The organism is Serinibacter arcticus (assembly GCF_003121705.1).
Taxonomy (GTDB): domain Bacteria; phylum Actinomycetota; class Actinomycetes; order Actinomycetales; family Beutenbergiaceae; genus Litorihabitans.
In genome coordinates this window covers 916,302-936,105 of record NZ_PYHR01000002.1, presented here as the reverse complement: position 1 = coordinate 936,105, position 19,804 = coordinate 916,302, and the positions used below count along the sequence as shown (strand labels likewise).

The following is a 19,804-nucleotide window of genomic DNA, read 5'->3' as shown; positions in this document are numbered from 1 at the left end:
CGTGCCGCTGAGCGACTTCCTGCCGCGGACGGGGGAGCAGCGGGCACCGCGCGAGCTGCCCCCGGCGTCGCCGTTCGCCGGCGACGACGGCACGTGCCCGCCGGTGCTGGCCGCCGCGCTGGCGCTGACGGGGCCCGAGCGGCTCGAGGCCGTCGTGCGGGCGCTGGCCGAGGTTCGCCTGCTGGTGCCCGTCGTCGCGCACGAGGAGACGCCGCACGACGCCGACGTCCGCGAGCGGCTCACCGGCCATCGTGAGCGGCCGAGGTCCGAGGACGGGCTCGACGGCGTGGCGGCTGCCGCCGTCGCTGCGGTCGAGGCCGTCGAGGCCGTCGAGGCGGGGAGCCACGCGGGGGACTCGTGCCACGACGGGGACGGCGACGGCGAGCGCCACGCCTCCGCATCGCTGGTCACCGTCCGCACGCCCGACGGACGCGAGGCGCTGCCGGTCTTCTCGAGCGTGGCCACGCTCGCGGCGTGGCGCCGCGACGCCCGCCCGGTGCCGCACCTCGGCACCCGGACCGCGATGGCGGCCGTCGACGAGGCAGGCGGGGTGCTCGTGCTCGACGCCGGATCGCCCGATCCCGTCGTCGTCCCCCGGCCTGCGGTCTGGGCGCTGGCGCGCGGCGAGGAGTGGGTGCCCGCGCTGCGGGATCCGTCCGTCGTGGAGGCGGTGCGTCAGGTCGTGGGGGCGATCGACGGCGTGCGTCGCGTCGGGGTCGTGGCCGGCAGCCGGGCCGAGGTGAAGGTGGAGCTCGCGGTCGTCGGCGGCCTGACGCGCGAGCAGATCCAGGTCGTCGCGCAGCAGGCGGCGGCCGCGCTGGGGGAGAGCGTCGTCGTCGCGGAACGGGTCGACTCGCTCGAGCTGGCGCTGACCACCGCCTGAGCGCCCCCTGGCCACCACGCAGTGCGAGTCAGCACGTACGGGGCGTCAGACCCACGCCGACCGCGTCCTTCTGGTCGTCCTGCCCGCGCGACCGCGCCCTTGTGGTCGCGATCCGGCGTCCGCAGCGGCCACGAGGACGCGCTCGCGCAGGGCGTGCGACCACGAGGACGCGCTCGCGCAGCGCGTGCGACCACAAGGGCGCGCTCGCGCGGCGCCGGTGACCCCCGGGCGCGGTCTCCGGCGACCGCGGGGCTAGCGTGGAGGCAACCGCACCGTCGCGCACCGGAGGCTCACCGTGACCGACCACCCCGCCTGCTCCACACCGTGCTCGACGCCGGCGACGTCCGCGGCCTCGCCGAGTTCTACCGCGAGCTCCTCGGGCTGACCTACCGCGACGGCGACGAACCGCCGACGACGGGGGAGGACACCGCCGACTGGCTCGTGCTCGTGGACCCCGGCGGACACACGCGGCTGGCCTTCCAGGAGGCGACGCCGCTGCCCCGGTCCACCTGGCCCAGCCAGGAGATCCCGCAGCAGGTCCACCTCGACCTCACCGTGCCGGACCGCGCCGCCCTCGACCGCCAGCACGAGCGAGCCCTCGCGCTGGGCGCCGAGCTCCTCGTCGACCGGACCGACGACCCCGACGAGCCGCTGTACGTCTACACGGACCCGGCCGGTCACCCGTTCTGCATCTTCGTGGGCTGACCCGCCGCTCCCCGCACGGCGCCAACACCTGGGCGAGACTGGGGGCCATGGCCTACGCGCACACGTCCCTGTTCTCCGAGTCGCTCGGCATGAGCACCTCCGTCGCCGTGATCCTCCCGCAGCGCACGAGCACCCAGATCGGCATGAGCGGGAACGCGCCCGTGGGGGACCCGCCGGTGCTGTACCTGCTCCACGGACTGTCGGACGACGAGACGGCGTGGACCCGACGCACCTCGATCGAGCGGTACGCGGACGACGCGGGGATCGCCGTCGTGATGCCACGCGTCGAGCGCAGCTTCTACCAGGACATGGCGCACGGCGAGCGGTACTGGACCTACGTCTCCCAGGAGTTGCCGGCGGTGCTGCACCAGCTGTTCCGACTCTCCGACCGTCGCGAGGACACGTTCGTGGCGGGCCTGTCCATGGGCGGCTACGGTGCGATGCGCCTCGGACTCGCCCAGCCCGAGCGGTTCGCGGCGGCGGCCTCGCTCTCGGGGGCGCTCGACATGGCGCACCCGCTCGTGCGGCACGAGAGGCAGGACTTCTACGACCTCGCGTTCGGCGAGGACGACATCACCGGTGGCGACGCCGACCTCCTCGCCCTGGTGCGTCGCGCCGACCCGGCGTCGCTGCCGGCGCTGATGGTCGCGTGCGGGAGCGAGGACGACCTGTGGCCGATGCAGCACTCGTTCCTCGCCGCGGCGGGGGAGAGCGGCGTCGAGGTCACGACGTCGTTCGGGCCCGGCGCGCACGAGTGGGGCTACTGGGACGCGCGCATCCGCGACGTCATCGACTGGTTGCCGATCCGTCGGTCCTGACGGCGGGACCGACGGCGGGCGTCAGCGGACGGCGCCGGTCCACTTCTCGCCCGGGCCCTCGCCCGGGGCGTCGGGGAACGTCGAGGCCTCACGGAAGGCGAGCTGGAGGGTGCGCAGACCGTCGCGGAGCGGACGTGCGTGGCGGTCGCCGATCTCGGGGGCACCGGCCGTGACGAGCCCGGCGAGCGCGGTGATGAGCTTGCGGGCCTCGTCCAGGTCCTTGAGGTCCTCGCCGCGCACACCGTCCGCGTCGGGCGCGAGACCGCACTTCACGGCGGCGGCACTCATGAGGTGCACGGCGGCGGCCCCGATGATCTCCACCGCGGGCACGTCCGCGATGTCGCGCGTGGGGTCCTCGGCCGGAGCGTCGGTCACCGCCGAGGGGCCGGTGGTGGTCGTGGTCGGGGGGACGTCCTGGGCGCTCATGTCTGGTAGTGTTTCATGTCGACCAACCGGTCACGCACGCGTGCATGCCATCCGGCAGCTGCTCGCAACGGCGGGACCGGGGTGCAAGCGGAGAAATCGTCCCACCTCGTCCCGTCGTCCGGGGCAGGTCAAGGTCTGGTTCGTGGCTCGTCCACGAACCTGTGGGTGTGCGAGCACGCCCGACCTACGAGGCCTCCGTCCGCACATGCGTACGGGGGCCTTTCCCGTGCGTGGAGGTCGAACCGACACGACACCAAGGAGCACCACATCAGCGAGCCCCGCATCAACGAGCGGATCCGCGTGCCCGAGGTGCGTCTGGTCGGCCCGAACGGTGAGCAGGTCGGCATCGTTCGCGTCGAGGACGCGCTTCGCCTGGCCGAGGAGGCCGACCTCGACCTCGTCGAGGTCGCGCCCGACGCGCGCCCTCCGGTCTGCAAGCTCATGGACTACGGGAAGTTCAAGTACGAGGCGGCCATGAAGGCGCGCGACGCGCGCCGCAACCAGGCCAACACCGTGCTGAAGGAGATCCGTTTCCGGCTCAAGATCGACCCGCACGACTACGGCACGAAGAAGGGCCACGTCGAGCGCTTCCTGGCGGCCGGCGACAAGGTCAAGGTCATGATCATGTTCCGCGGTCGCGAGCAGTCGCGCCCGGAGATGGGAATGCGCCTGCTGCAGCGTCTCGCGGACGACGTCTCCGAGCTCGGTGTCGTCGAGTCCACGCCGCGTCTCGACGGTCGGAACATGACCATGGTCATCGGCCCGACCAAGAAGAAGGCGGAGGCGCGCGACGAGGTCCGTCGCGAGCGTTCGCGTTCCGAGGCCCCCAAGCGCGCCGAGGCCGCCCCGACCGAGCAGGTCGAGGCCCCGTCCGCTCCGGTCCAGGCCGAGCCCGAGGTCGTCGAGGCCGAGGTCGCAGCGGTGGAGTCGGCTCCGGTCGAGTCCGCGTCGGTCGCGGTCGCCGAGCCCGAGCAGGTCGAGGCCCCGGCTGAGACGCCGGCCCCGGTCGAGACGTCCGCCCCGGTCGAGCAGCCCGCGGCTCCGAAGCCGGCGACGGCCTCGAAGCCCGCGGCGGCTCCGAAGCCTGCGGCGGCCAAGCCTGCCGCTGCTGCTCCGAAGCCTGCTGCGGCTCCGAAGCCCGCGGCGGCGGCTCCGAAGCCCGCGGCTGCGGCGCCCAAGCCGACGGCGGCTGCGAAGCCTGCCGCTGCTCCGAAGCCGCGTGCGGCCGCTCCCAAGCCGGGCGCTGCTCCGAGGCCCGGTCCCAAGCCCGGGGCCTGAGCACCATCCGGTCGGGGTCCGCCCCGTCCGACACGATCTGCACAACAGCACGTACCGCGCAAGCGGACCAACCGAGGATGGCGAGATGCCGAAGAACAAGACTCACTCCGGTGCGAAGAAGCGTTTCCGCGTGACCGGAAGCGGGAAGATCATGCGCGAGCGCACGGGTGCTCGTCACCTGATGGAGCACAAGACCTCCACCCGCCGCCGTCGGCTCAACTCGGACACCTCGGTGTCCCCCGCCGACCTCCCCAAGATCAAGAAGCTGCTCGGCCGCTGAGCCGTTCCAACTAGAAGGAGACTCACGTGGCACGCGTGAAGCGGGCGGTCAACGCCCACAAGAAGCGCCGGGTTGTTCTCGAGCGCGCCTCCGGCTACCGCGGTCAGCGTTCGCGCCTGTACCGCAAGGCCAAGGAGCAGGTCACCCACTCGCTCGGTTACGCCTACCGTGACCGTCGCGCCCGGAAGGGTGACTTCCGTCGCCTGTGGATCCAGCGCATCAACGCTGCGGCCCGCTCCAACGACATGACGTACAACCGCTTCATCCAGGGTCTCGGCCTCGCCGAGATCGAGGTGGACCGCCGCATGCTCGCCGAGCTGGCCGTGAGCGACCCGGCGGCCTTCGCCGCGCTGGTCGCCCTCGCCAAGGCGGCACTGCCGGCTGACGTGAACGCGCCGAAGGCCTCATCTGCCGCTTGAGCCACGGCTCCTGCAGCACCGTGACGCGGCCCGTCCCTCCGGGGACGGGCCGCGTCGTCGTTCCTGGCGCCGGCGCTCCCGGCGGGCTGGAAGACTGGCCCGATGCCCTACTCCGCCGCCCTCGCCAACCCCGCCTCGGACAAGGTCGCCTCGCTCCGTCGGCTCACGACCCGGCAGGGGCGCGAACGAGCGGGGGAGTTCGTCGTCGAGGGGCCGCAGGCCGTGCGCGAGATCGTCGGCCACTCGTGGCACGACGTGAAGGACGTCTACCTCACCGACGCGGCGGCCCAGCGCTGGCCCGAGATCGTCGAGGTCGCCCTCGGCCACGGTCTTCACCTGCACAGCACGACCCCCGAGGTGATGGAGCGTCTGTCGGGTGACGCGCAGGGCGTGCTCGCGGTGGCGCGGCCGACGGTGCTCGGCCCGGACGACCTCGCACGCACGCTGGCGAGCGCCCGGCTCGTCGCGGTCTGCGAGGAGGTCAGGGACCCCGGGAACCTCGGCACGATCATCCGCGCGGCCGACGCCGCCGGCGCCGACGTCGTCGTGCTGACCGCCGGCAGCGTCGAGCTCCGCTCGCCCAAGGTCGTCCGCTCCAGCGCCGGCTCGCTCTTCCACCTGCCGGTCGTCACCGGCGTCGAGCTCGGGGACGCCGTCGCGACGCTGCGGTCCGCCGGCCTGACGATCCTCGCGGCCGACGGCGGGGGAGAGCACGACGTCGAGACCTCGCCGCTGCTGGAGCGCCCCACCGCCTGGATCTTCGGGACCGAGGCGCAGGGACTCTCGGGACGCGCGCGGGACCTGGCCGACGCCGTCGTGAGCGTCCCGCTGCGCGGGCGGGCGGAGAGCCTCAACGTCGCGATGGCCGCGACCGTCTGCCTCTACGCCTCCTCCCGGGCGCACGCGGGGGCGGCGCCCACCGGCTCCTGACCCGGCCCGACAGAGCGCCCGACCGGACCGCCGCGTCCCGCGCCTCGCGGTCTGGCAGACTGGCACCGTGTCCGTGACGCTGCGTTCCCCGCGCCGATTTACCCGGCCCGGGCTCCCGCGCGCCTGACGGCGAGGGGCGGCCCGGTCGCTTCCCGACCCACCCCCGCAGCCGCACCGTTCCCGGAAGGAACCCCTGCCCATGACCAGCGAGACCACGCTGCCCGAAGCCATCAGCCCGACCGACGCCGACGCCGTCGGCCGCGCGGTCGAGGAGGCGCTGGCGGCCATCGCCGCCGCCGAGTCGCTCGAGGGCCTCAAGGCCGTCCGCCTCGAGCACACGGGCGACCGCAGCCCGCTCGCGCTCGCCAACCGCACGATCGGCGGCCTCCCCGGCGCCGAGAAGGCCGTCGCCGGCAAGCTCGTCGGTGGCGCCCGCGGCCGGCTCGGCGGTGCCATCAAGGCCCGCGAGGCCGAGCTCGAGGAGCTGCACGCCCAGCACGTCCTGGCCACCGAGACGATCGACGTCACGCTGCCCGCCGCCCGCGGCACGGCCGGCGCCGCGCACACCGGCCTCGCCGGCGCCCGGCACCCCATCGCGACGACGGCGGAGCGGATGGCCGACATCTTCGTCGCCATGGGCTGGGAGATCGCCGAGGGTCCCGAGGTCGAGCACGAGTGGTTCAACTTCGACGCCCTCAACTTCAAGCCCGACCACCCCGCGCGCCAGATGCAGGACACGTTTTTCCTGGCCGACCCCGAGGGCACCGACGAGCGGCACCTCGTGCTGCGCACGCACACCTCCCCGGTCCAGGCCCGCTCCCTGCTCGAGCGCGGCGTCCCGCTCTACGTCGCGTGCCCGGGCCGGGTGTTCCGCACCGACGAGCTCGACGCCACGCACTCCCCGGTGTTCCACCAGGTCGAGGGCATCGCGATCGACGAGGGCCTGACGATGGCCCACCTCAAGGGCACCCTGGACCACTTCGCGAAGGCGATGTTCGGGCCCGAGGCGCGCACGCGTCTGCGCCCCGCCTACTTCCCGTTCACCGAGCCGAGTGCCGAGATGGACCTGTGGTTCCCCCAGAAGAAGGGCGGACCTGGCTGGATCGAGTGGGGCGGCTGCGGGATGGTCAACCCGAACGTGCTGCGCAGCGTCGGCGTCGACCCCGAGGTCTACTCCGGGTTCGCGTTCGGCATGGGGATCGACCGCGCCGTCATGCTCCGGCACGGCCTGGAGGATCTTCGGGACCTGTTCGAGGGCGATGTGCGCCTCTCACGAGCGTTCGCGCTCGCCGGTGACAATGGAGGGGAAGCCTGATGCCCAACGTCGTGATGCCCTGGCTCGCCGAGCACGTCGAGCTGCCCGCCGACCTGACGGCCGCCCAGCTGGCCGAGGACCTCGTCCGCGTCGGGCTGGAGGAGGAGGCGATCCACTCCTCCGGCGTGACCGGCCCCGTCGTCGTCGGTCGCGTGCTGGCGAAGTCGCCCGAGCCGCAGAAGAACGGCAAGGTCATCAACTGGTGCCAGGTGGACACCGGTGAGCGTGACGAGGCGGGTGACGTCGTCGAGCGCGGCGTGATCTGCGGTGCCCACAACTTCGAGGCGGGGGACACCGTCGTGGTGGCCCTGCCCGGCGCCGTCCTGCCCGGCGACTTCGCGATCGCTGCGCGCAAGACGTACGGCCACGTCTCCAACGGCATGATCTGCGCGGCCGACGAGATCGGTCTGGAGAAGGAGAACGAGGGCATCATCGTCCTGGCGACGGCGGCCGAGCGCGAGGCCGACCCGAGCGCGGTGCCCGCCCCCGGCACCGACGCCCTCGAGCTGCTCGGGCTCGCGGACGAGGTCCTCGAGATCAACGTCACGCCTGACCGCGGCTACTGCTTCAGCGTCCGCGGCGTCGCCCGCGAGTACGCCCACTCCACCGGTGCGACGTTCACCGACCCGGCCCTGCCGGCGCCGCGCGGGTCCGCCCCCGAGGTGCCCACGGCGACCGACACGGGCTTCGCCGTCGAGATCGACGACGCCGCCCCGATCCGCGGTCAGGTCGGCTGCGACCGCTTCGTGGCCAGGATCGTCCGCGGCGTGGACGCCTCGGCGAGCTCGCCGGAATGGCTGCAGCGCCGCCTGCGTCAGGCCGGCATGCGGCCGATCTCGCTCGCCGTCGACGCGACGAACTACGTGATGCTCGACCTCGGTCAGCCGCTGCACGCCTACGACCTGGCGACGCTGACCGCGCCGATCGTCGTGCGCCGTGCCCGGGCCGGCGAGACGATCACCACGCTCGACGACGCCGAGCGCACCCTGCACGCCGAGGACCTCCTCATCACGGACTCGCCCGACGGCTCCCGCGGTTCCCGCCCGATCGGCATCGCCGGGGTGATGGGTGGCGCGGCCACCGAGGTGTCCGACGCGACGACCGACGTCCTGATCGAGGCGGCGCACTTCGAGACCGTGACGATCGCGCGCTCGGCCCGCCGCCACCGGCTGCCCAGCGAGGCGTCCAAGCGCTTCGAGCGTGGGGTCGACCCGCGCCTGCAGGCCGTGGCGGCGCAGCGCGTCGTCGACCTGCTGGTCGAGCACGGCGGCGGGGTCGAGGACACGGCGGCCGTCACCGACGTCGACAGCACGACGTCGGCGGCGCCCATCGCGCTCGACCCGGCCGCCGTCGCCCGCCTCATCGGCGTGCCGTACACCTACGACGAGGTGCACGACACCCTCGAGGCCATCGGTGCCCGGGTGACCGACATCGCCGACGGCGACCACCGCGAGCTGCTCGTGAGCCCACCGACGTGGCGACCCGACATCACGCAGGCCGTCGACCTGATCGAGGAGGTCGTGCGCCTGCGGGGGTACGAGGGCGTCCCGACCGTCGTCCCGCGCGCCGTCCCCGGCAACGGGCTGACGCCGACGCAGCGACTACGCCGCGGCGCCGAGCGCACGCTGGCCGAGTCCGGCCTCGTGCAGGTCGTCTCCTCGCCCTTCGTGGGCGCCAAGGTCCACGACCAGCTGGCCGAGCAGGCCGACGACCGCCGTCGCGAGGTCGAGCTGCTGGCCAACCCGCTCGCCGACGACGCGCCCGAGCTGCGGACCAGCCTGCTGGCCACGCTGCTCCCGGTCGCGACCCGCAACCTCAGCCGCGGCGCCTCCGCCGTCGGCGTCTTCGAGGTCGGCTCGGTGACGTTCCGCCACCCGGGCGGCGCCGCGTCGCTGCTGCCCGACGGCGGGGCCTACCCCGGGGATGACGTCGTCGCAGCGCTCGAGGCGAGCGTCCCCCCGCAGGAGCGACACGTCGCCGGGGTCCTGGCGACGACCGCCTCCCAGGGCACGAGCGCGTCCCAGGCCGAGACGGCGATCGCCGTCGCGCTCCGTCTGGCCGGGGCCCTCGGCGTCGCGATCGACGTGGCCGCGGCGGAGCGGACGCCGTTCCACCCCGGCCGCTGCGCGTCCCTCGCCCTGGCCGACGGCACCGTCGTCGGCCACGCCGGGGAACTGGCTCCCAAGGTGGCCTCGGCGTTCGGGCTGCCCGCCCGCGCCGCGGCCTTCGAGCTCGACCTCGACGCCCTCGTCGCCGCCGCGGCCACGAGCGGGCTGAGCCTCGGCAAGCTGTCGACCTTCCCCGTCGCCAAGGAGGACGTCGCGCTCGTCGTCGACGCCGGCGTGCCGGCCGAGACCGTGCGGCGGGTGGTCGCCGAGGCGGCCGGAGACCTCGCCGAGTCCGTCGAGCTGTTCGACGTCTACACGGGCGACCAGGTCGGTGAGGCCCGCAAGTCCCTCGCGTTCGCCCTGCGCCTGCGCGCGGGCGACCGGACGCTGACGGCGGAGGAGACGGCCGGCGTGCGCGAGTCGATCGTGGCCCTCGCGGCCGAGCGGGTCGGCGGGGTGCTCCGTGGCTGAGGCCGCGGCGGTGCCCGCCCCCGCGCCCGCGACCGTCGCCTTCGTCACGGGCGCCTCGCGCGGCATCGGGCGGTCGGTCGCCCTCGCGCTGGCGGCGGACGGCCTGGCCGTCGGGCTGCTGGCGCGCGACGGCGACGCGCTCGCCGCCGTGACGGCGGAGATCACCGACGCCGGCGGGACGGCCGCCTGGGCCGTCGCGGACGTGGGCGACCACGCAGCGGTGCGCGACGCCGTCGCGCACCTGCACGCCGAGCTCGGCGTCCCCGGCCTGCTCGTCAACAACGCGGGCCGGGTCGACGGCGAGGTGCCGCTCTGGGAGGCCGACCCGACCGTCTGGGCCGGTGTCGTGAGCGCCAACCTGCTGGGCTCCTTCCACGTCTCGCGGGAGGTGCTGGCGCTGATGGTCGCCGCGGGCGGCGGCCGCAGCGTCGACATCGTCTCGGGCGCGGGGGCCCGCGACTGGGACGTCGCCTCCGCCTACACCGCCACGAAGGCCGGTCAGCTCCGCCTCGTGGGGCACGTCCACGAGGCGGGGTTCGACCGTGGGCTGCGCTCGTTCGGGATCGCGCCCGGCACCGTGCGGACCGACATGACGACGTCGATGGCGCTGCACGCCGGCCGCACGGACTTCACCCCGGTGGAGCGCACCACGGAGATGATCGCGGCGATCGCGCGCGGCGAGCTCGACGACTGGTCGGGCCGCTACCTGCGGGTCACGCACGACTCACCGGCGTCGCTCGCCGAGCACGGGTCGCCGGAGGGCCAGGCGCGTCGGTTCGGCGTCCTCCCGTGGGGCGACGACGACCCGAACGCGTCCGAGACGCTGGTGCCCGCCAGGCGCTGACACACGTCCGAAGGGGACTCAGACCTCCAGGACGAGCTTGCCCGTGGTGCCCCGCGACTCGAGCGCGGCGTGCGCCGCGGCCGCGTCGGCCAGCGGGAACCGGGCGCCGATGCGGACGTCGAGGGTGCCCGCCGCGACGGCGTCGAACAGCTCGGCGGCCCGCTCGTGGAGCTCCTCGGGCGTCGCGGTGTAGTCGCCGAGCGTCGGACGGGTGACGTACACCGACCCGGCGGCGTTCAGACGCTGCAGGTCGACCGGCGGCACCTGGCCGCTCGACCCGCCGAAGAGCACGAGGGTGCCGCGACGGCGCAGCGACGCGAGCGAGGCGTCGAACGTCGTGCGGCCCACGCCGTCGAACACCGCGGCGACGCCCGCGCCCCCGGTCGCCTCCCGCACGAGCGCGGGCAGCTCGGCGTCCAGGTCCGCCAGCTGGTCGTACCGGATCACGACGTCGGCGCCCGCGGCGCGCGCGAGCTCCTCCTTCTCGGCGGTGGACACGGTCGACAGGACGCGGCCGCCGCGGGCGACGGCGAGCTGCGTGAGCAGCAGGCCCACCCCGCCTGCCCCCGCGTGCACGAGCACGTCGTCGCCGGGAAGGACCGGCGCGGTGGACGTGGCGAGGTAGTGCGCGGTGAGCCCCTGGAGCGGGAGGGCGGCGGCCGCGGCGTCGTCGACGTCGTCCGGCACCGGGAGCGCTCGCTCGGCGCGCACGAGGACGGCGGAGGCGTAGGAGCCGGGGGCGTCGGACCAGGCGACGCGGTCGCCGACGGCGAGGGAGGTCACGCCGTCGCCGAGCGCGACCACGCGCCCGGCCCCCTCCGAGCCGACGACGTGGGGGTAGGTCATCGGGTAGACGCCGGCTCGACGGTAGGTGTCGATGAAGTTCACGCCCGCGAAGGCGACCTCGACCCGGACCTCGCCGGGACCGGGGTCGGGATCGGGAAGGTCGACGAGCTCGAGGACGTCGGGGTCGCCCGCCTCACGGGCCTGGATCGCGCGCATCGCCCCACCGTAGGGCGCGGGGGCGACGCGCGGGGCGGGGAGGTCCCGGGTCCACCATCCGGTCGCGTGTATACTTATGCGCGTGACTGTATCCGTAGCAATTGCCGGAGCCAGCGGCTACGCGGGCGGCGAGATCGCCCGCCTCGTCCTCGCGCACCCCGAACTCGAGCTCGGCGCCCTGACGGCGCACTCCAACGCGGGGGAGAGCGTGGGGGCCCACCAGCCCCACCTCGCTGCCCACCCCGCGGTCGCCGGGCGACGGTTCGCCCCGACGACCGCCGAGGAGCTGGCGGGCCACGACGTCGTCGTGCTCGCCCTCCCGCACGGTGCGTCCGGCGCGGTCGCCGCCGAGCTGGAGCGCTCCAGCCCGGGGTGCCTCGTCGTGGACGTCGGAGCCGACCACCGCCTGGTCGACCCGCAGGCGTGGCGCGACTACTACGGCAGCGAGCACGCCGGCACCTGGACGTACGGCATGCCCGAGCTGCTGCACGCGGGTGAGACGACCGCGGCGAGGCAGCGCGCCGAGCTGGCCGGCACCCGCCGCATCGCCGTTCCCGGCTGCAACGTCACCGCTGTCACACTCGCGCTCCAGCCGGGTATCGCGGCCGGGCTGATCGAGGTCGACGACGTCGTCGCCGTGCTCGCTGTCGGCTACTCCGGGGCGGGCAAGGCGCCCAAGACGCATCTCCTCGCGGCCGAGGCGCACGGCTCGCTCGTGCCCTACGGTGTCGGCGGGACCCACCGGCACGTGCCCGAGATCCTCCAGAACTTCGGCGTCACCGGGGCGTCGGGGACGCGCCTGTCCTTCACGCCCGTGCTCGTGCCGACCTCGCGGGGCATCCTCGCGACCGTGACGGCGCGGGTGAAGGAGGGCGTGACCGAGGCCGACCTGCGGGCCGCCTGGGACGTCTACGAGCGCGAGTCCTTCGTGCACGTCCTGCCCGCGGGGCAGTGGCCGACGTCGGCCGCCACCGTGGGTGCCAACACCGTCCTGGTGCAGCTCGCGCACGACGTGCGGGCCGGGCGCGTGGTGGTCACCAGCGCCCTCGACAACCTCGTCAAGGGGACCGCCGGCGCCGCCGTCCAGTCCCTCAACCTCGCGCTCGGACTGCCCGAGACCGCCGGACTGCCGATCACAGGAGTTGCCCCGTGAGCATCACCGCCCCCCAGGGATTCCGGGCCGCCGGCGTCACCGCCGGCCTCAAGGCCTCAGGGAAGCCCGACGTCGCCCTCGTCGTCAACGACGGCCCGCTCGCGGTCGCCGCGGGCGTGTTCACCAGCAACCGCGTCGTCGCGGCGCCCGTCGTGTGGTCGCGCACGGTCGTGGGCGACGGCGTCGCGCGCGCCGTCATCCTCAACTCCGGCGGGGCGAACGCCTGCACGGGACCCGACGGCTTCGCCGACACCCACCGGACCGCCGAGCACACCGGTGCCGCGCTGGCGGTGGACTTCGGTGACGTGCTCGTCTGCTCCACGGGGCTGATCGGCGAGCGCCTCCCGATGCCGTTGCTGCTGGCGGGTGTCGACGACGCCGTCGCCCACCTCGACGCCGACGGCGGTGCCGCGGCGGCCACCGCCATCATGACCACCGACTCCGTCAGCAAGCAGAGCCACGTGCCCGGCGCCGGCTGGTCGGTCGGCGGGATGGCCAAGGGCGCGGGCATGCTCGCGCCGGGCCTGGCCACGATGCTGGTGGTGCTCACGACGGACGCCGTGATCGACGCCGAGCGCGCCGACGCCGCTCTGCGGGCGGCGACGGGCACGACGTTCGACCGCGTCGACTCCGACGGCTGCATGTCCACCAACGACACCGTGCTGCTGCTGGCCTCCGGCGCCAGCGGCGTCGAGCCGGAGCCGGGTGCGTTCGAGGCGGCGCTCGCGCAGGCCTGCGCCGAGCTCGCGCGCCAGCTCGTGGCCGACGCCGAGGGTGCGAGCCACGACATCGCCGTCACGGTGACGGGTGCGAGCAGCGAGGACGCCGCCGTCGCCGTCGCCCGCGCGGTCACCCGGTCGAACCTGTTCAAGGCAGCGGTGTTCGGCAACGACCCCAACTGGGGCCGCGTGCTCGCCGCCGTCGGCACCGTCCCGGAGTCGGTGGCGCCCTACGACGCGCTCACACTCGACGTCGCGATCAACGGCGTCCAGGTGTGCCGCGCCGGCGGCGTGGGGGAGGACCGCACCCTCGTGGACCTCGCCGGCGCCCGCGAGGTGCAGGTGCTCGTCGACCTGCACGCCGGTGACGCCTCCGCCACCGTCTGGACCAACGACCTCACGCACGACTACGTCCACGAGAACAGCGCATACTCCACATGAGCCAGAACCAGCCCAGCCCGTCCGAGCCCGCCGGGACGTCCGAGGTCGAGGTCCCCGAGGACTTCTACTTCGACACCGAGCGCGACCTCTTCGCCTACCAGAAGGCGGAGGTGCTGATCCAGGCGCTGCCGTGGCTGGAGCGCTTCGAGGGCGCCGTCGTGGTGGTGAAGTTCGGCGGCAACGCCATGGTCGACTCCGAGCTGGAGCAGGCCTTCGCCGACGACATCACCTTCCTGCGGCGCGCCGGGCTGCGGCCCGTCATCGTGCACGGCGGTGGTCCCCAGATCAGCGAGATGCTCGGCCGGCTCGGCATCGCCAGCGAGTTCCGGGGCGGCCTGCGCGTCACCACGCCGGAAGCGATGGACGTCGTCCGGATGGTGCTGACGGGCCAGGTCCAGCGGCGCCTCGTGACGATGCTCAACGCGCGCGGCCCGCTCGCGATCGGCCTGTCGGGCGAGGACGCGGGACTGTTCCGCGGCAAGCGGCGCACCGCGGTCGTGGATGGCGAGGAGATCGACGTCGGACAGGTCGGCGACGTGAGCCTCGTGGACCCCGCGGCCGTGGCCGACGTGCTCGCGGCCGGCCGGATCCCGGTGGTCTCGACGATCGCCGTCGACGAGGACGACCCGACCCAGATCCTCAACATCAACGCCGACACCGCGGCCTCCGCGCTCGCCGTCGCGCTCGGGGCGAGCAAGCTCGTCGTCCTCACCGACGTCGAGGGCCTGTACGCCGCGTGGCCGGACCGATCCTCGCTGGTGCGCCGCATCGGTTCCGAGCCGCTCGCCGCGCTGCTGCCCACCCTGTCCTCCGGCATGGTGCCGAAGATGGAGGCGTGCCTGCGCGCCGTCCAGGGCGGCGTGCCGCAGGCGCACGTGATCGACGGCCGGGCGGCGCACGCGCTGCTCCTGGAGATCTTCACCACCGACGGCGTCGGCACGATGGTCCTGCCGGGTGACCGGGCGCCCGAGTTCGAGGAGAGCGCCGCGGCGCCGAGGAGGACCGAGAAGTGAGCGACACCGACATCAGCGCCCCCACGCCCCCCGCCACCCCGGTCGCGACCGGGAACGCGTCCGGTGCCGAGCTGGCGCAGCGGTACGGCCACGCGATCATGAACACGTTCGGCCCGCCGCAGGGCGTGCTGGTGCGGGGCGAGGGCGCCTACGTGTGGGACGCCGACGGCACCCGCTACCTCGACCTCCTCGGCGGCATCGCCGTGAACGCGCTGGGCCACGCCCACCCGACGCTCGTCAGCGCCGTGTCGGCGCAGCTGGGCACGCTCGGTCACGTCTCGAACTTCTTCGCCACCCCGACCCAGGTGACGCTCGCGGAGCGCCTGCTCGAGGTCGCGCAGGCGCCGTCGGGCTCGCGCGTCTTCTTCACGAACTCCGGCACGGAGGCCAACGAGGCCGCGTTCAAGATGATCCGCCGGCACGGGGCGGCGCGCGGGACCTCGCGGGTGCTGGCGCTCGAGGGCGCGTTCCACGGTCGGACGATGGGGGCCCTCGCGCTCACCCACAAGGCCGCCTACCGCGAGCCGTTCGAGCCGCTCCCCGGCGGCGTCGAGCACGTGCCGTTCGACGACGTCGCGGCGCTGGAGGAGGCGTTCGCCGCCGGCGGCGTCGCCGGGCTCGTGATCGAGCCGGTGCAGGGCGAGGCGGGTGTCCGCACCCCCGCGCCCGGCTACCTCGCCGCGGCGCGCGAGCTCGCCACCCGCCACGACGCGCTGCTGGTCCTGGACGAGGTCCAGACCGGCGTCGGCCGGTGCGGCGCCTGGCTCGCCCACCACGATCCGGCCATCGGCGGCGGGGTCGTGCCCGACGTCGTCACGCTCGCCAAGGGTCTCGGCGGCGGTATCCCGGTCGGCGCGGTCATCGCCTACGGCGAGGGACCGGCCACGCTGCTGCAGCCCGGCAACCACGGCACGACCTTCGGCGGCAACCCCGTCGCGGCTGCGGCGGCCCTCGCGACCCTGCACGTGATCGAGCGGGACGACCTGCTCGCCCACGTGAGCGAGCTCGGCCGCACCTGGCGGAGCGACCTCGCGGCGGCGCACCCGCTGGTGAGCGAGGTCCGCGGCCACGGGCTGCTCATCGCCGTCGAGCTCGCGCAGCCGGTGGCCGCCGCGGTGCAGACGGCCGCGCTGGCGGCCGGGTTCATCGTCAACGCCCCCACGCCGACGTCGCTGCGGCTCGCGCCGCCGCTGATCCTCACCACGGAGCAGGCCGCCACGTTCACGCGTGCCCTGCCCGCCATCATCGACTCCGGGGTGCGGGCCGCCGCCGGTGGATCGGGAGCAGCCTGATGACCGCGCGTTCCTTCCTCGCCGACGACGACCTCACCAGCGCCGAGCAGCGCGAGGTGCTCGAGCTCGCGGCGACGCTGAAGGCCGACCGCCACGCGCGCACTCCGTACGCCGGGCCGCGGTCGGTCGCGATCATCTTCGACAAGCCGACGCTGCGCACGCAGGTCTCCTTCACCACGGCGGTCGCCGAGCTCGGGGGCTACCCGCTGATGGTCGACGGTGCGCTGGCGCAGATCGGGAAGCGCGAGTCGGTGTCCGACGTCGCCAAGGTCCTGGGTCGCCAGGTCGCGGCGATCGTGTGGCGCACCTTCCACCAGTCCGACCTCGAGAAGATGGCGGCCGACTCGGACGTCCCTGTCGTCAACGCGCTGACGGACGACTTCCACCCGTGCCAGGCGCTGGCCGACCTGCTCACGGTCGCCGAGCACACGGGCGGGCTCGCCACGTCCGGACCCGCGCTGGCCGGACGCACGTTCGCCTACGTCGGCGACGGCTCCAACAACATGGCGCACTCCTACCTGCTCGCGGGGGCGCTGGCCGGCATGGACGTGCACATCGGGTGCCCCGCCGACTTCGCCCCCCGCGCCGACATCCTGGCGCGGGCCAAGGCGATCGCCGCCGAGACCGGCGCGGCCGTCGCGGTGCACACCGACCCGCGGCACGCGGTCGTGGGGGCCGACGCCGTGGCCACCGACACCTGGGTGTCGATGGGCCAGGAGGCGGAGAGCACGGCGCGCGAGCAGGTGTTCCTGCCCTACCAGCTCGACGACGACCTGCTCGAGCTGGCGGACCCGACCGCCGTCGTGCTCCACTGCCTGCCCGCCTACCGCGGCAAGGAGATCACCGCCGACGTGCTCGACGGGCCGCGGGCCGTCATCTGGGACGAGGCCGAGAACCGCCTGCACGCCCAGAAGGCGGTCCTGACGTTCCTGGCGGGGGCCTCATGACGCAGGTCCCCCCGACCAAGGCGGCGCGTCACGCGCTCATCACGCGAGCGATCACCCGAGGGGCGATCCGCTCGCAGGCGGACCTGTCCGCGGCGCTGGAGGCCGACGGCGTCGTGGTGACGCAGGCGACGCTCTCGCGCGACCTGCTAGAGCTGCGGGCCCAGAAGATGCACACCTCGGACGGCCTCGTCTACACGCTCCCGCCCGAGGGCGGCGGCTACCACGGCCAGCGGGTCGCCGAGCAGGAGCCGCACCTGGCCCGGCGGCTGGAGCGGCTGACGGCCGAGCTGCTGGTCTCGGCCGACGCGAGCGGTAACCTCGCGGTGCTGCGGACGCCCCCCGGCGCCGCCCACTTCTTCGCCTCCGCGATCGACCAGTCGATCCTGCCGGACGTGCTGGGGACGATCGCCGGGGACGACACGGTCGTGGTCATCTCGCGCGACCCCGACGGAGCGCAGGGTGTCGTGGAGACGTTCCTCGAGCTCGCTCGAGCCGCGCACCACCAGCAGTAGGGCTCCCGCCCGACCGAGTGAACCGAACGAACTGACGAACCTCGCCGCCACGCGCGGCGGAGGGCAGGAGAACCTTGTGACGACCGCGAGCGGTACCACCAACACCGGAGCCCTCTGGGGCGGCCGGTTCGCCTCGGGACCTGCGGACGCGATGGCCGAGCTCTCGCGCAGCACGCAGTTCGACTGGGTGCTCGCACCCGTCGACCTCGCCGGGTCCCGCGCCCACGCCCGGGCGCTGCACCGCGCCGGGCTCCTCACCGATGCCGACCTCGCCACGCTCGTGGACGCGCTGACGGCGATGGAGGACGACGTGCTCGCCGGCACCCTGGTCGCCGACCCGGGCGACGAGGACGTGCACGGCGCCCTCGAGAGGGTGCTCATCGCGCGCGTCGGCGCCGAGGTGGGCGGTCGGCTGCGCGCCGGGCGCTCCCGCAACGACCAGATCGCGACCCTCGTGCGGATGTTCCTGCGCGACCACGCCCGCGTGGTCGCGGGCGGCGTGCTCGCCGTCGTGGACGCCCTCGTGGAGCAGGCCGCGGCCCACCCCGAGGCGCCGATGCCCGGGCGGACGCACCTGCAGCACGCTCAGCCCGTCCTGCTGGCGCACCACCTGCTCGCCCACGCGTGGCCGCTGCTGCGCGACGTCGAGCGGCTCGTGGACTGGGACGAGCGCGCCGCCGTGTCGCCCTACGGCTCCGGCGCGCTGGCGGGGTCCTCGCTCGGGCTGGACCCGGACGCCGTCGCGCACGAGCTCGGCTTCGACTCCGCCGTGGAGAACTCGATCGACGGGACCGCGGCGCGCGACGTCGTCGCGGAGTTCGCGTTCGTCGCCGCCATGACGGCGGTCGACCTGTCGCGCCTCTCCGAGGAGGTCATCCTCTGGGCCACGAAGGAGTTCGGCTTCATCACGCTCGACGACGCCTACTCCACGGGGTCGAGCATCATGCCGCAGAAGAAAAACCCGGACATCGCCGAGCTGGCGCGCGGCAAGGCCGGCCGACTGATCGGTGACCTGACCGGTCTGCTCGCGACCCTCAAGGGCCTCCCGCTCGCGTACAACCGCGACCTGCAGGAGGACAAGGAACCGGTGTTCGACGCCGTCGCCCAGCTCGAGGTCCTGCTGCCGGCCGTCGCGGGGATGGTCGCGACGCTGCGGTTCCACACGGAGCGGATGGCCGAGCTCGCCCCGCAGGGCTTCTCCCTGGCGACCGACATCGCCGAGTGGCTGGTGCGCCGGGGCGTGCCGTTCCGCGATGCGCACGAGATCGCCGGCGCCTGCGTCCAGGCCTGCGAGACGCACGAGCCCCCCATCGAGCTCGCCGACCTCAGCGACGAGGAGCTCGCAGCGGTAAGCCCGCACCTCGTGCCCGAGGTCCGCGAGGTCCTCACCGTGGCCGGGTCGATCGCCTCGCGCAACGGCCGCGGCGGCACCGCGCCGGTGCGGGTGGTGGAGCAGCTGGCGCGCGCCGCCGAGCGCGCGGAGGAGCTGCGGGCCTGGGCCGAGCCCGAGTCCGACGCCGGGCCCGAGTCCGAGTGAGCGCGCCGGGCGCCGACGCGCGCGACGCCGTCGTCGGCCGTCTGGTCGCGGCGGCGCTCGGCGTCCTGCCCGGCCCCGCGCGACGGGGCGACGGCGTCACCGACCTCCCGCACGGCGTCACGCTGGTCTGCGTGGACGGTCTCGCCGGCGCGGGCAAGACGACGCTCGCCGCCGACCTCGCCGGGGCTCTGCGCGAGCGCGGGCGGACCGTCGCCGTCGTCCACATGGACGACCTCTACCTCGGCTGGACGGGCCTGCTCGCCGCGCACCGCGAGGTCGAGCTGATCGCGGCGTCCCTGGAGCGCGGGGAGACCGTGACCTACCGCCGCTACGACTGGGAGCGCGACGCGCTCGCGGAGACCGTGACGGTGCCGCGTGCCGACGTTCTCCTGCTCGAGGGGTGCGGCAGCGCACCGCCGGCTGTCGACGGCGTCGCCCGGCTCGTCGTCGCGGTGACGGCCGCGGACGACCTCCGGCTGACGAGGGGCCTGGCGCGCGACGGCGAGGCGATGCGTCCCGAGTGGCTCGCGTTCATGGCGGACGAGCGGGCGCTGGAGGCACGCGACCGCACCACCGAGCGCGCCGACGTCGTGCTCGACGCGACGGGTGGCGTCCTGCGCTGGGGAGCGGCGAGCGTCGCGTCGGACGTGGCCGTCCCGGAGAGCGGCTCCCGCTGAGGCCGGTGGGCACCGTGTGGAAGGATCGCCGTCA

Annotated in this window: 20 protein-coding genes; 18 read left to right on the top strand and 2 right to left on the bottom strand. The window is 74.4% G+C overall.

The window, feature by feature from the left end; translation table 11 throughout:
- Window position 1 precedes the first annotated feature (1 nt).
- The 3 genes from C8046_RS04270 (at window position 2) to C8046_RS04260 (ending at window position 2,406) form a co-directional block, all read left to right on the top strand.
- Window positions 2-883 (top strand): SseB family protein, encoded by an 882-nt coding sequence (locus C8046_RS04270; RefSeq protein WP_235866089.1) that lies wholly within the window; start codon window positions 2-4, stop codon window positions 881-883.
- Between the two features lie 312 nt (window positions 884-1,195).
- Window positions 1,196-1,588, top strand: coding sequence for a VOC family protein (locus tag C8046_RS04265; protein WP_109230734.1), 393 nt, complete (start codon window positions 1,196-1,198; stop codon window positions 1,586-1,588).
- A 47-nt stretch (window positions 1,589-1,635) separates the two neighbouring features.
- The gene (locus tag C8046_RS04260) at window positions 1,636-2,406 is read left to right on the top strand and encodes an alpha/beta hydrolase (protein WP_109228390.1); all 771 of its coding nucleotides are present in this window, start codon (window positions 1,636-1,638) and stop codon (window positions 2,404-2,406) included.
- A 21-nt stretch (window positions 2,407-2,427) separates the two neighbouring features.
- On the opposite strand, the gene C8046_RS04255 is transcribed toward C8046_RS04260, so the two are convergent.
- Window positions 2,428-2,832 carry a DUF1844 domain-containing protein gene (locus C8046_RS04255; RefSeq protein ID WP_235866087.1) on the bottom strand — a complete coding sequence of 135 codons (405 nt, stop codon included), beginning with the start codon at window positions 2,830-2,832 and terminating at the stop codon, window positions 2,428-2,430.
- A 300-nt stretch (window positions 2,833-3,132) separates the two neighbouring features.
- Here C8046_RS04255 and infC point away from each other — a divergent pair, with 300 nt between their 5' ends.
- The 7 genes from infC to C8046_RS04220 all read left to right on the top strand — a co-directional run bounded on the left by infC (window position 3,133) and on the right by C8046_RS04220 (window position 10,477).
- Window positions 3,133-4,110: a translation initiation factor IF-3 gene (gene infC / locus C8046_RS04250; RefSeq protein WP_235866086.1), complete on the top strand. Its 978-nt coding sequence runs from the start codon at window positions 3,133-3,135 to the stop codon at window positions 4,108-4,110.
- A gap of 85 nt (window positions 4,111-4,195) precedes the next feature.
- Window positions 4,196-4,390: a 50S ribosomal protein L35 gene (gene rpmI / locus C8046_RS04245; protein ID WP_109228389.1), complete on the top strand. Its 195-nt coding sequence runs from the start codon at window positions 4,196-4,198 to the stop codon at window positions 4,388-4,390.
- Between the two features lie 26 nt (window positions 4,391-4,416).
- The gene (rplT, locus tag C8046_RS04240) at window positions 4,417-4,809 is read left to right on the top strand and encodes a 50S ribosomal protein L20 (RefSeq protein WP_109228388.1); all 393 of its coding nucleotides are present in this window, start codon (window positions 4,417-4,419) and stop codon (window positions 4,807-4,809) included.
- Window positions 4,810-4,911: 102 nt separating this feature from the next.
- Window positions 4,912-5,739, top strand: coding sequence for a TrmH family RNA methyltransferase (locus C8046_RS04235; RefSeq protein ID WP_109228387.1), 828 nt, complete (start codon window positions 4,912-4,914; stop codon window positions 5,737-5,739).
- Between the two features lie 199 nt (window positions 5,740-5,938).
- Entirely contained in the window at window positions 5,939-7,054 is a 1,116-nt protein-coding gene (pheS, locus tag C8046_RS04230; protein WP_109228386.1) for a phenylalanine--tRNA ligase subunit alpha, read from the top strand.
- Window positions 7,054-9,633, top strand: coding sequence for a phenylalanine--tRNA ligase subunit beta (gene pheT, locus C8046_RS04225; RefSeq protein ID WP_109228385.1), 2,580 nt, complete (start codon window positions 7,054-7,056; stop codon window positions 9,631-9,633). Before pheS ends, pheT begins: the two co-directional genes overlap by 1 nt.
- The gene (locus C8046_RS04220; RefSeq protein ID WP_109228384.1) at window positions 9,626-10,477 is read left to right on the top strand and encodes an SDR family NAD(P)-dependent oxidoreductase; all 852 of its coding nucleotides are present in this window, start codon (window positions 9,626-9,628) and stop codon (window positions 10,475-10,477) included. Before pheT ends, C8046_RS04220 begins: the two co-directional genes overlap by 8 nt.
- An 18-nt stretch (window positions 10,478-10,495) precedes the next feature.
- On the opposite strand, the gene C8046_RS04215 is transcribed toward C8046_RS04220, so the two are convergent.
- Window positions 10,496-11,479, bottom strand: coding sequence for a quinone oxidoreductase family protein (locus C8046_RS04215; protein WP_109228383.1), 984 nt, complete (start codon window positions 11,477-11,479; stop codon window positions 10,496-10,498).
- A 76-nt stretch (window positions 11,480-11,555) separates the two neighbouring features.
- On the opposite strand from C8046_RS04215, the gene argC reads away from it, so the two are divergent.
- The 8 genes from argC (at window position 11,556) to C8046_RS04175 (ending at window position 19,770) form a co-directional block, all read left to right on the top strand.
- Window positions 11,556-12,632, top strand: a complete 1,077-nt coding sequence (argC, locus tag C8046_RS04210; protein WP_109228382.1) for an N-acetyl-gamma-glutamyl-phosphate reductase — start codon at window positions 11,556-11,558, stop codon at window positions 12,630-12,632.
- On the top strand, window positions 12,629-13,792 hold the full coding sequence (gene argJ, locus C8046_RS04205) for a bifunctional glutamate N-acetyltransferase/amino-acid acetyltransferase ArgJ (protein ID WP_109228381.1): 1,164 nt from the start codon (window positions 12,629-12,631) through the stop codon (window positions 13,790-13,792). Before argC ends, argJ begins: the two co-directional genes overlap by 4 nt.
- Window positions 13,789-14,805, top strand: coding sequence for an acetylglutamate kinase (gene argB, locus C8046_RS04200; RefSeq protein WP_109228380.1), 1,017 nt, complete (start codon window positions 13,789-13,791; stop codon window positions 14,803-14,805). Before argJ ends, argB begins: the two co-directional genes overlap by 4 nt.
- Entirely contained in the window at window positions 14,802-16,097 is a 1,296-nt protein-coding gene (locus tag C8046_RS04195; RefSeq protein ID WP_268921359.1) for an acetylornithine transaminase, read from the top strand. The genes argB and C8046_RS04195 overlap by 4 nt, the downstream gene beginning before the upstream one ends.
- Window positions 16,097-17,044, top strand: a complete 948-nt coding sequence (gene argF / locus C8046_RS04190; RefSeq protein WP_109228379.1) for an ornithine carbamoyltransferase — start codon at window positions 16,097-16,099, stop codon at window positions 17,042-17,044. Before C8046_RS04195 ends, argF begins: the two co-directional genes overlap by 1 nt.
- The gene (locus tag C8046_RS04185; RefSeq protein ID WP_109228378.1) at window positions 17,041-17,556 is read left to right on the top strand and encodes an arginine repressor; all 516 of its coding nucleotides are present in this window, start codon (window positions 17,041-17,043) and stop codon (window positions 17,554-17,556) included. The genes argF and C8046_RS04185 overlap by 4 nt, the downstream gene beginning before the upstream one ends.
- Window positions 17,557-17,632: 76 nt before the next feature.
- The gene (gene argH, locus C8046_RS04180) at window positions 17,633-19,093 is read left to right on the top strand and encodes an argininosuccinate lyase (protein WP_235866085.1); all 1,461 of its coding nucleotides are present in this window, start codon (window positions 17,633-17,635) and stop codon (window positions 19,091-19,093) included.
- Entirely contained in the window at window positions 19,090-19,770 is a 681-nt protein-coding gene (locus C8046_RS04175) for a uridine kinase family protein (RefSeq protein ID WP_109228377.1), read from the top strand. The genes argH and C8046_RS04175 overlap by 4 nt, the downstream gene beginning before the upstream one ends.
- The last annotated feature ends 34 nt before the right edge of the window (window positions 19,771-19,804 follow it).

What these genes read in the sequence shown, in the direction of transcription:
- C8046_RS04235 (WP_109228387.1), top strand. Translation starts at nt 4,912, where the DNA reads ATGCCCTACTCCGCCGCCCTCGCCAACCCCGCCTCGGACAAGGTCGCC.
- C8046_RS04255 (WP_235866087.1), bottom strand. Translation starts at nt 2,832, where the DNA reads ATGAGCGCCCAGGACGTCCCCCCGACCACGACCACCACCGGCCCCTCG.
- C8046_RS04185 (WP_109228378.1), top strand. Translation starts at nt 17,041, where the DNA reads ATGACGCAGGTCCCCCCGACCAAGGCGGCGCGTCACGCGCTCATCACG.
- argF (WP_109228379.1), top strand. Translation starts at nt 16,097, where the DNA reads ATGACCGCGCGTTCCTTCCTCGCCGACGACGACCTCACCAGCGCCGAG.
- rpmI (WP_109228389.1), top strand. Translation starts at nt 4,196, where the DNA reads ATGCCGAAGAACAAGACTCACTCCGGTGCGAAGAAGCGTTTCCGCGTG.
- argC (WP_109228382.1), top strand. Translation starts at nt 11,556, where the DNA reads ATGCGCGTGACTGTATCCGTAGCAATTGCCGGAGCCAGCGGCTACGCG.
- pheT (WP_109228385.1), top strand. Translation starts at nt 7,054, where the DNA reads ATGCCCAACGTCGTGATGCCCTGGCTCGCCGAGCACGTCGAGCTGCCC.
- C8046_RS04260 (WP_109228390.1), top strand. Translation starts at nt 1,636, where the DNA reads ATGGCCTACGCGCACACGTCCCTGTTCTCCGAGTCGCTCGGCATGAGC.
- argB (WP_109228380.1), top strand. Translation starts at nt 13,789, where the DNA reads ATGAGCCAGAACCAGCCCAGCCCGTCCGAGCCCGCCGGGACGTCCGAG.
- pheS (WP_109228386.1), top strand. Translation starts at nt 5,939, where the DNA reads ATGACCAGCGAGACCACGCTGCCCGAAGCCATCAGCCCGACCGACGCC.
- C8046_RS04215 (WP_109228383.1), bottom strand. Translation starts at nt 11,479, where the DNA reads ATGCGCGCGATCCAGGCCCGTGAGGCGGGCGACCCCGACGTCCTCGAG.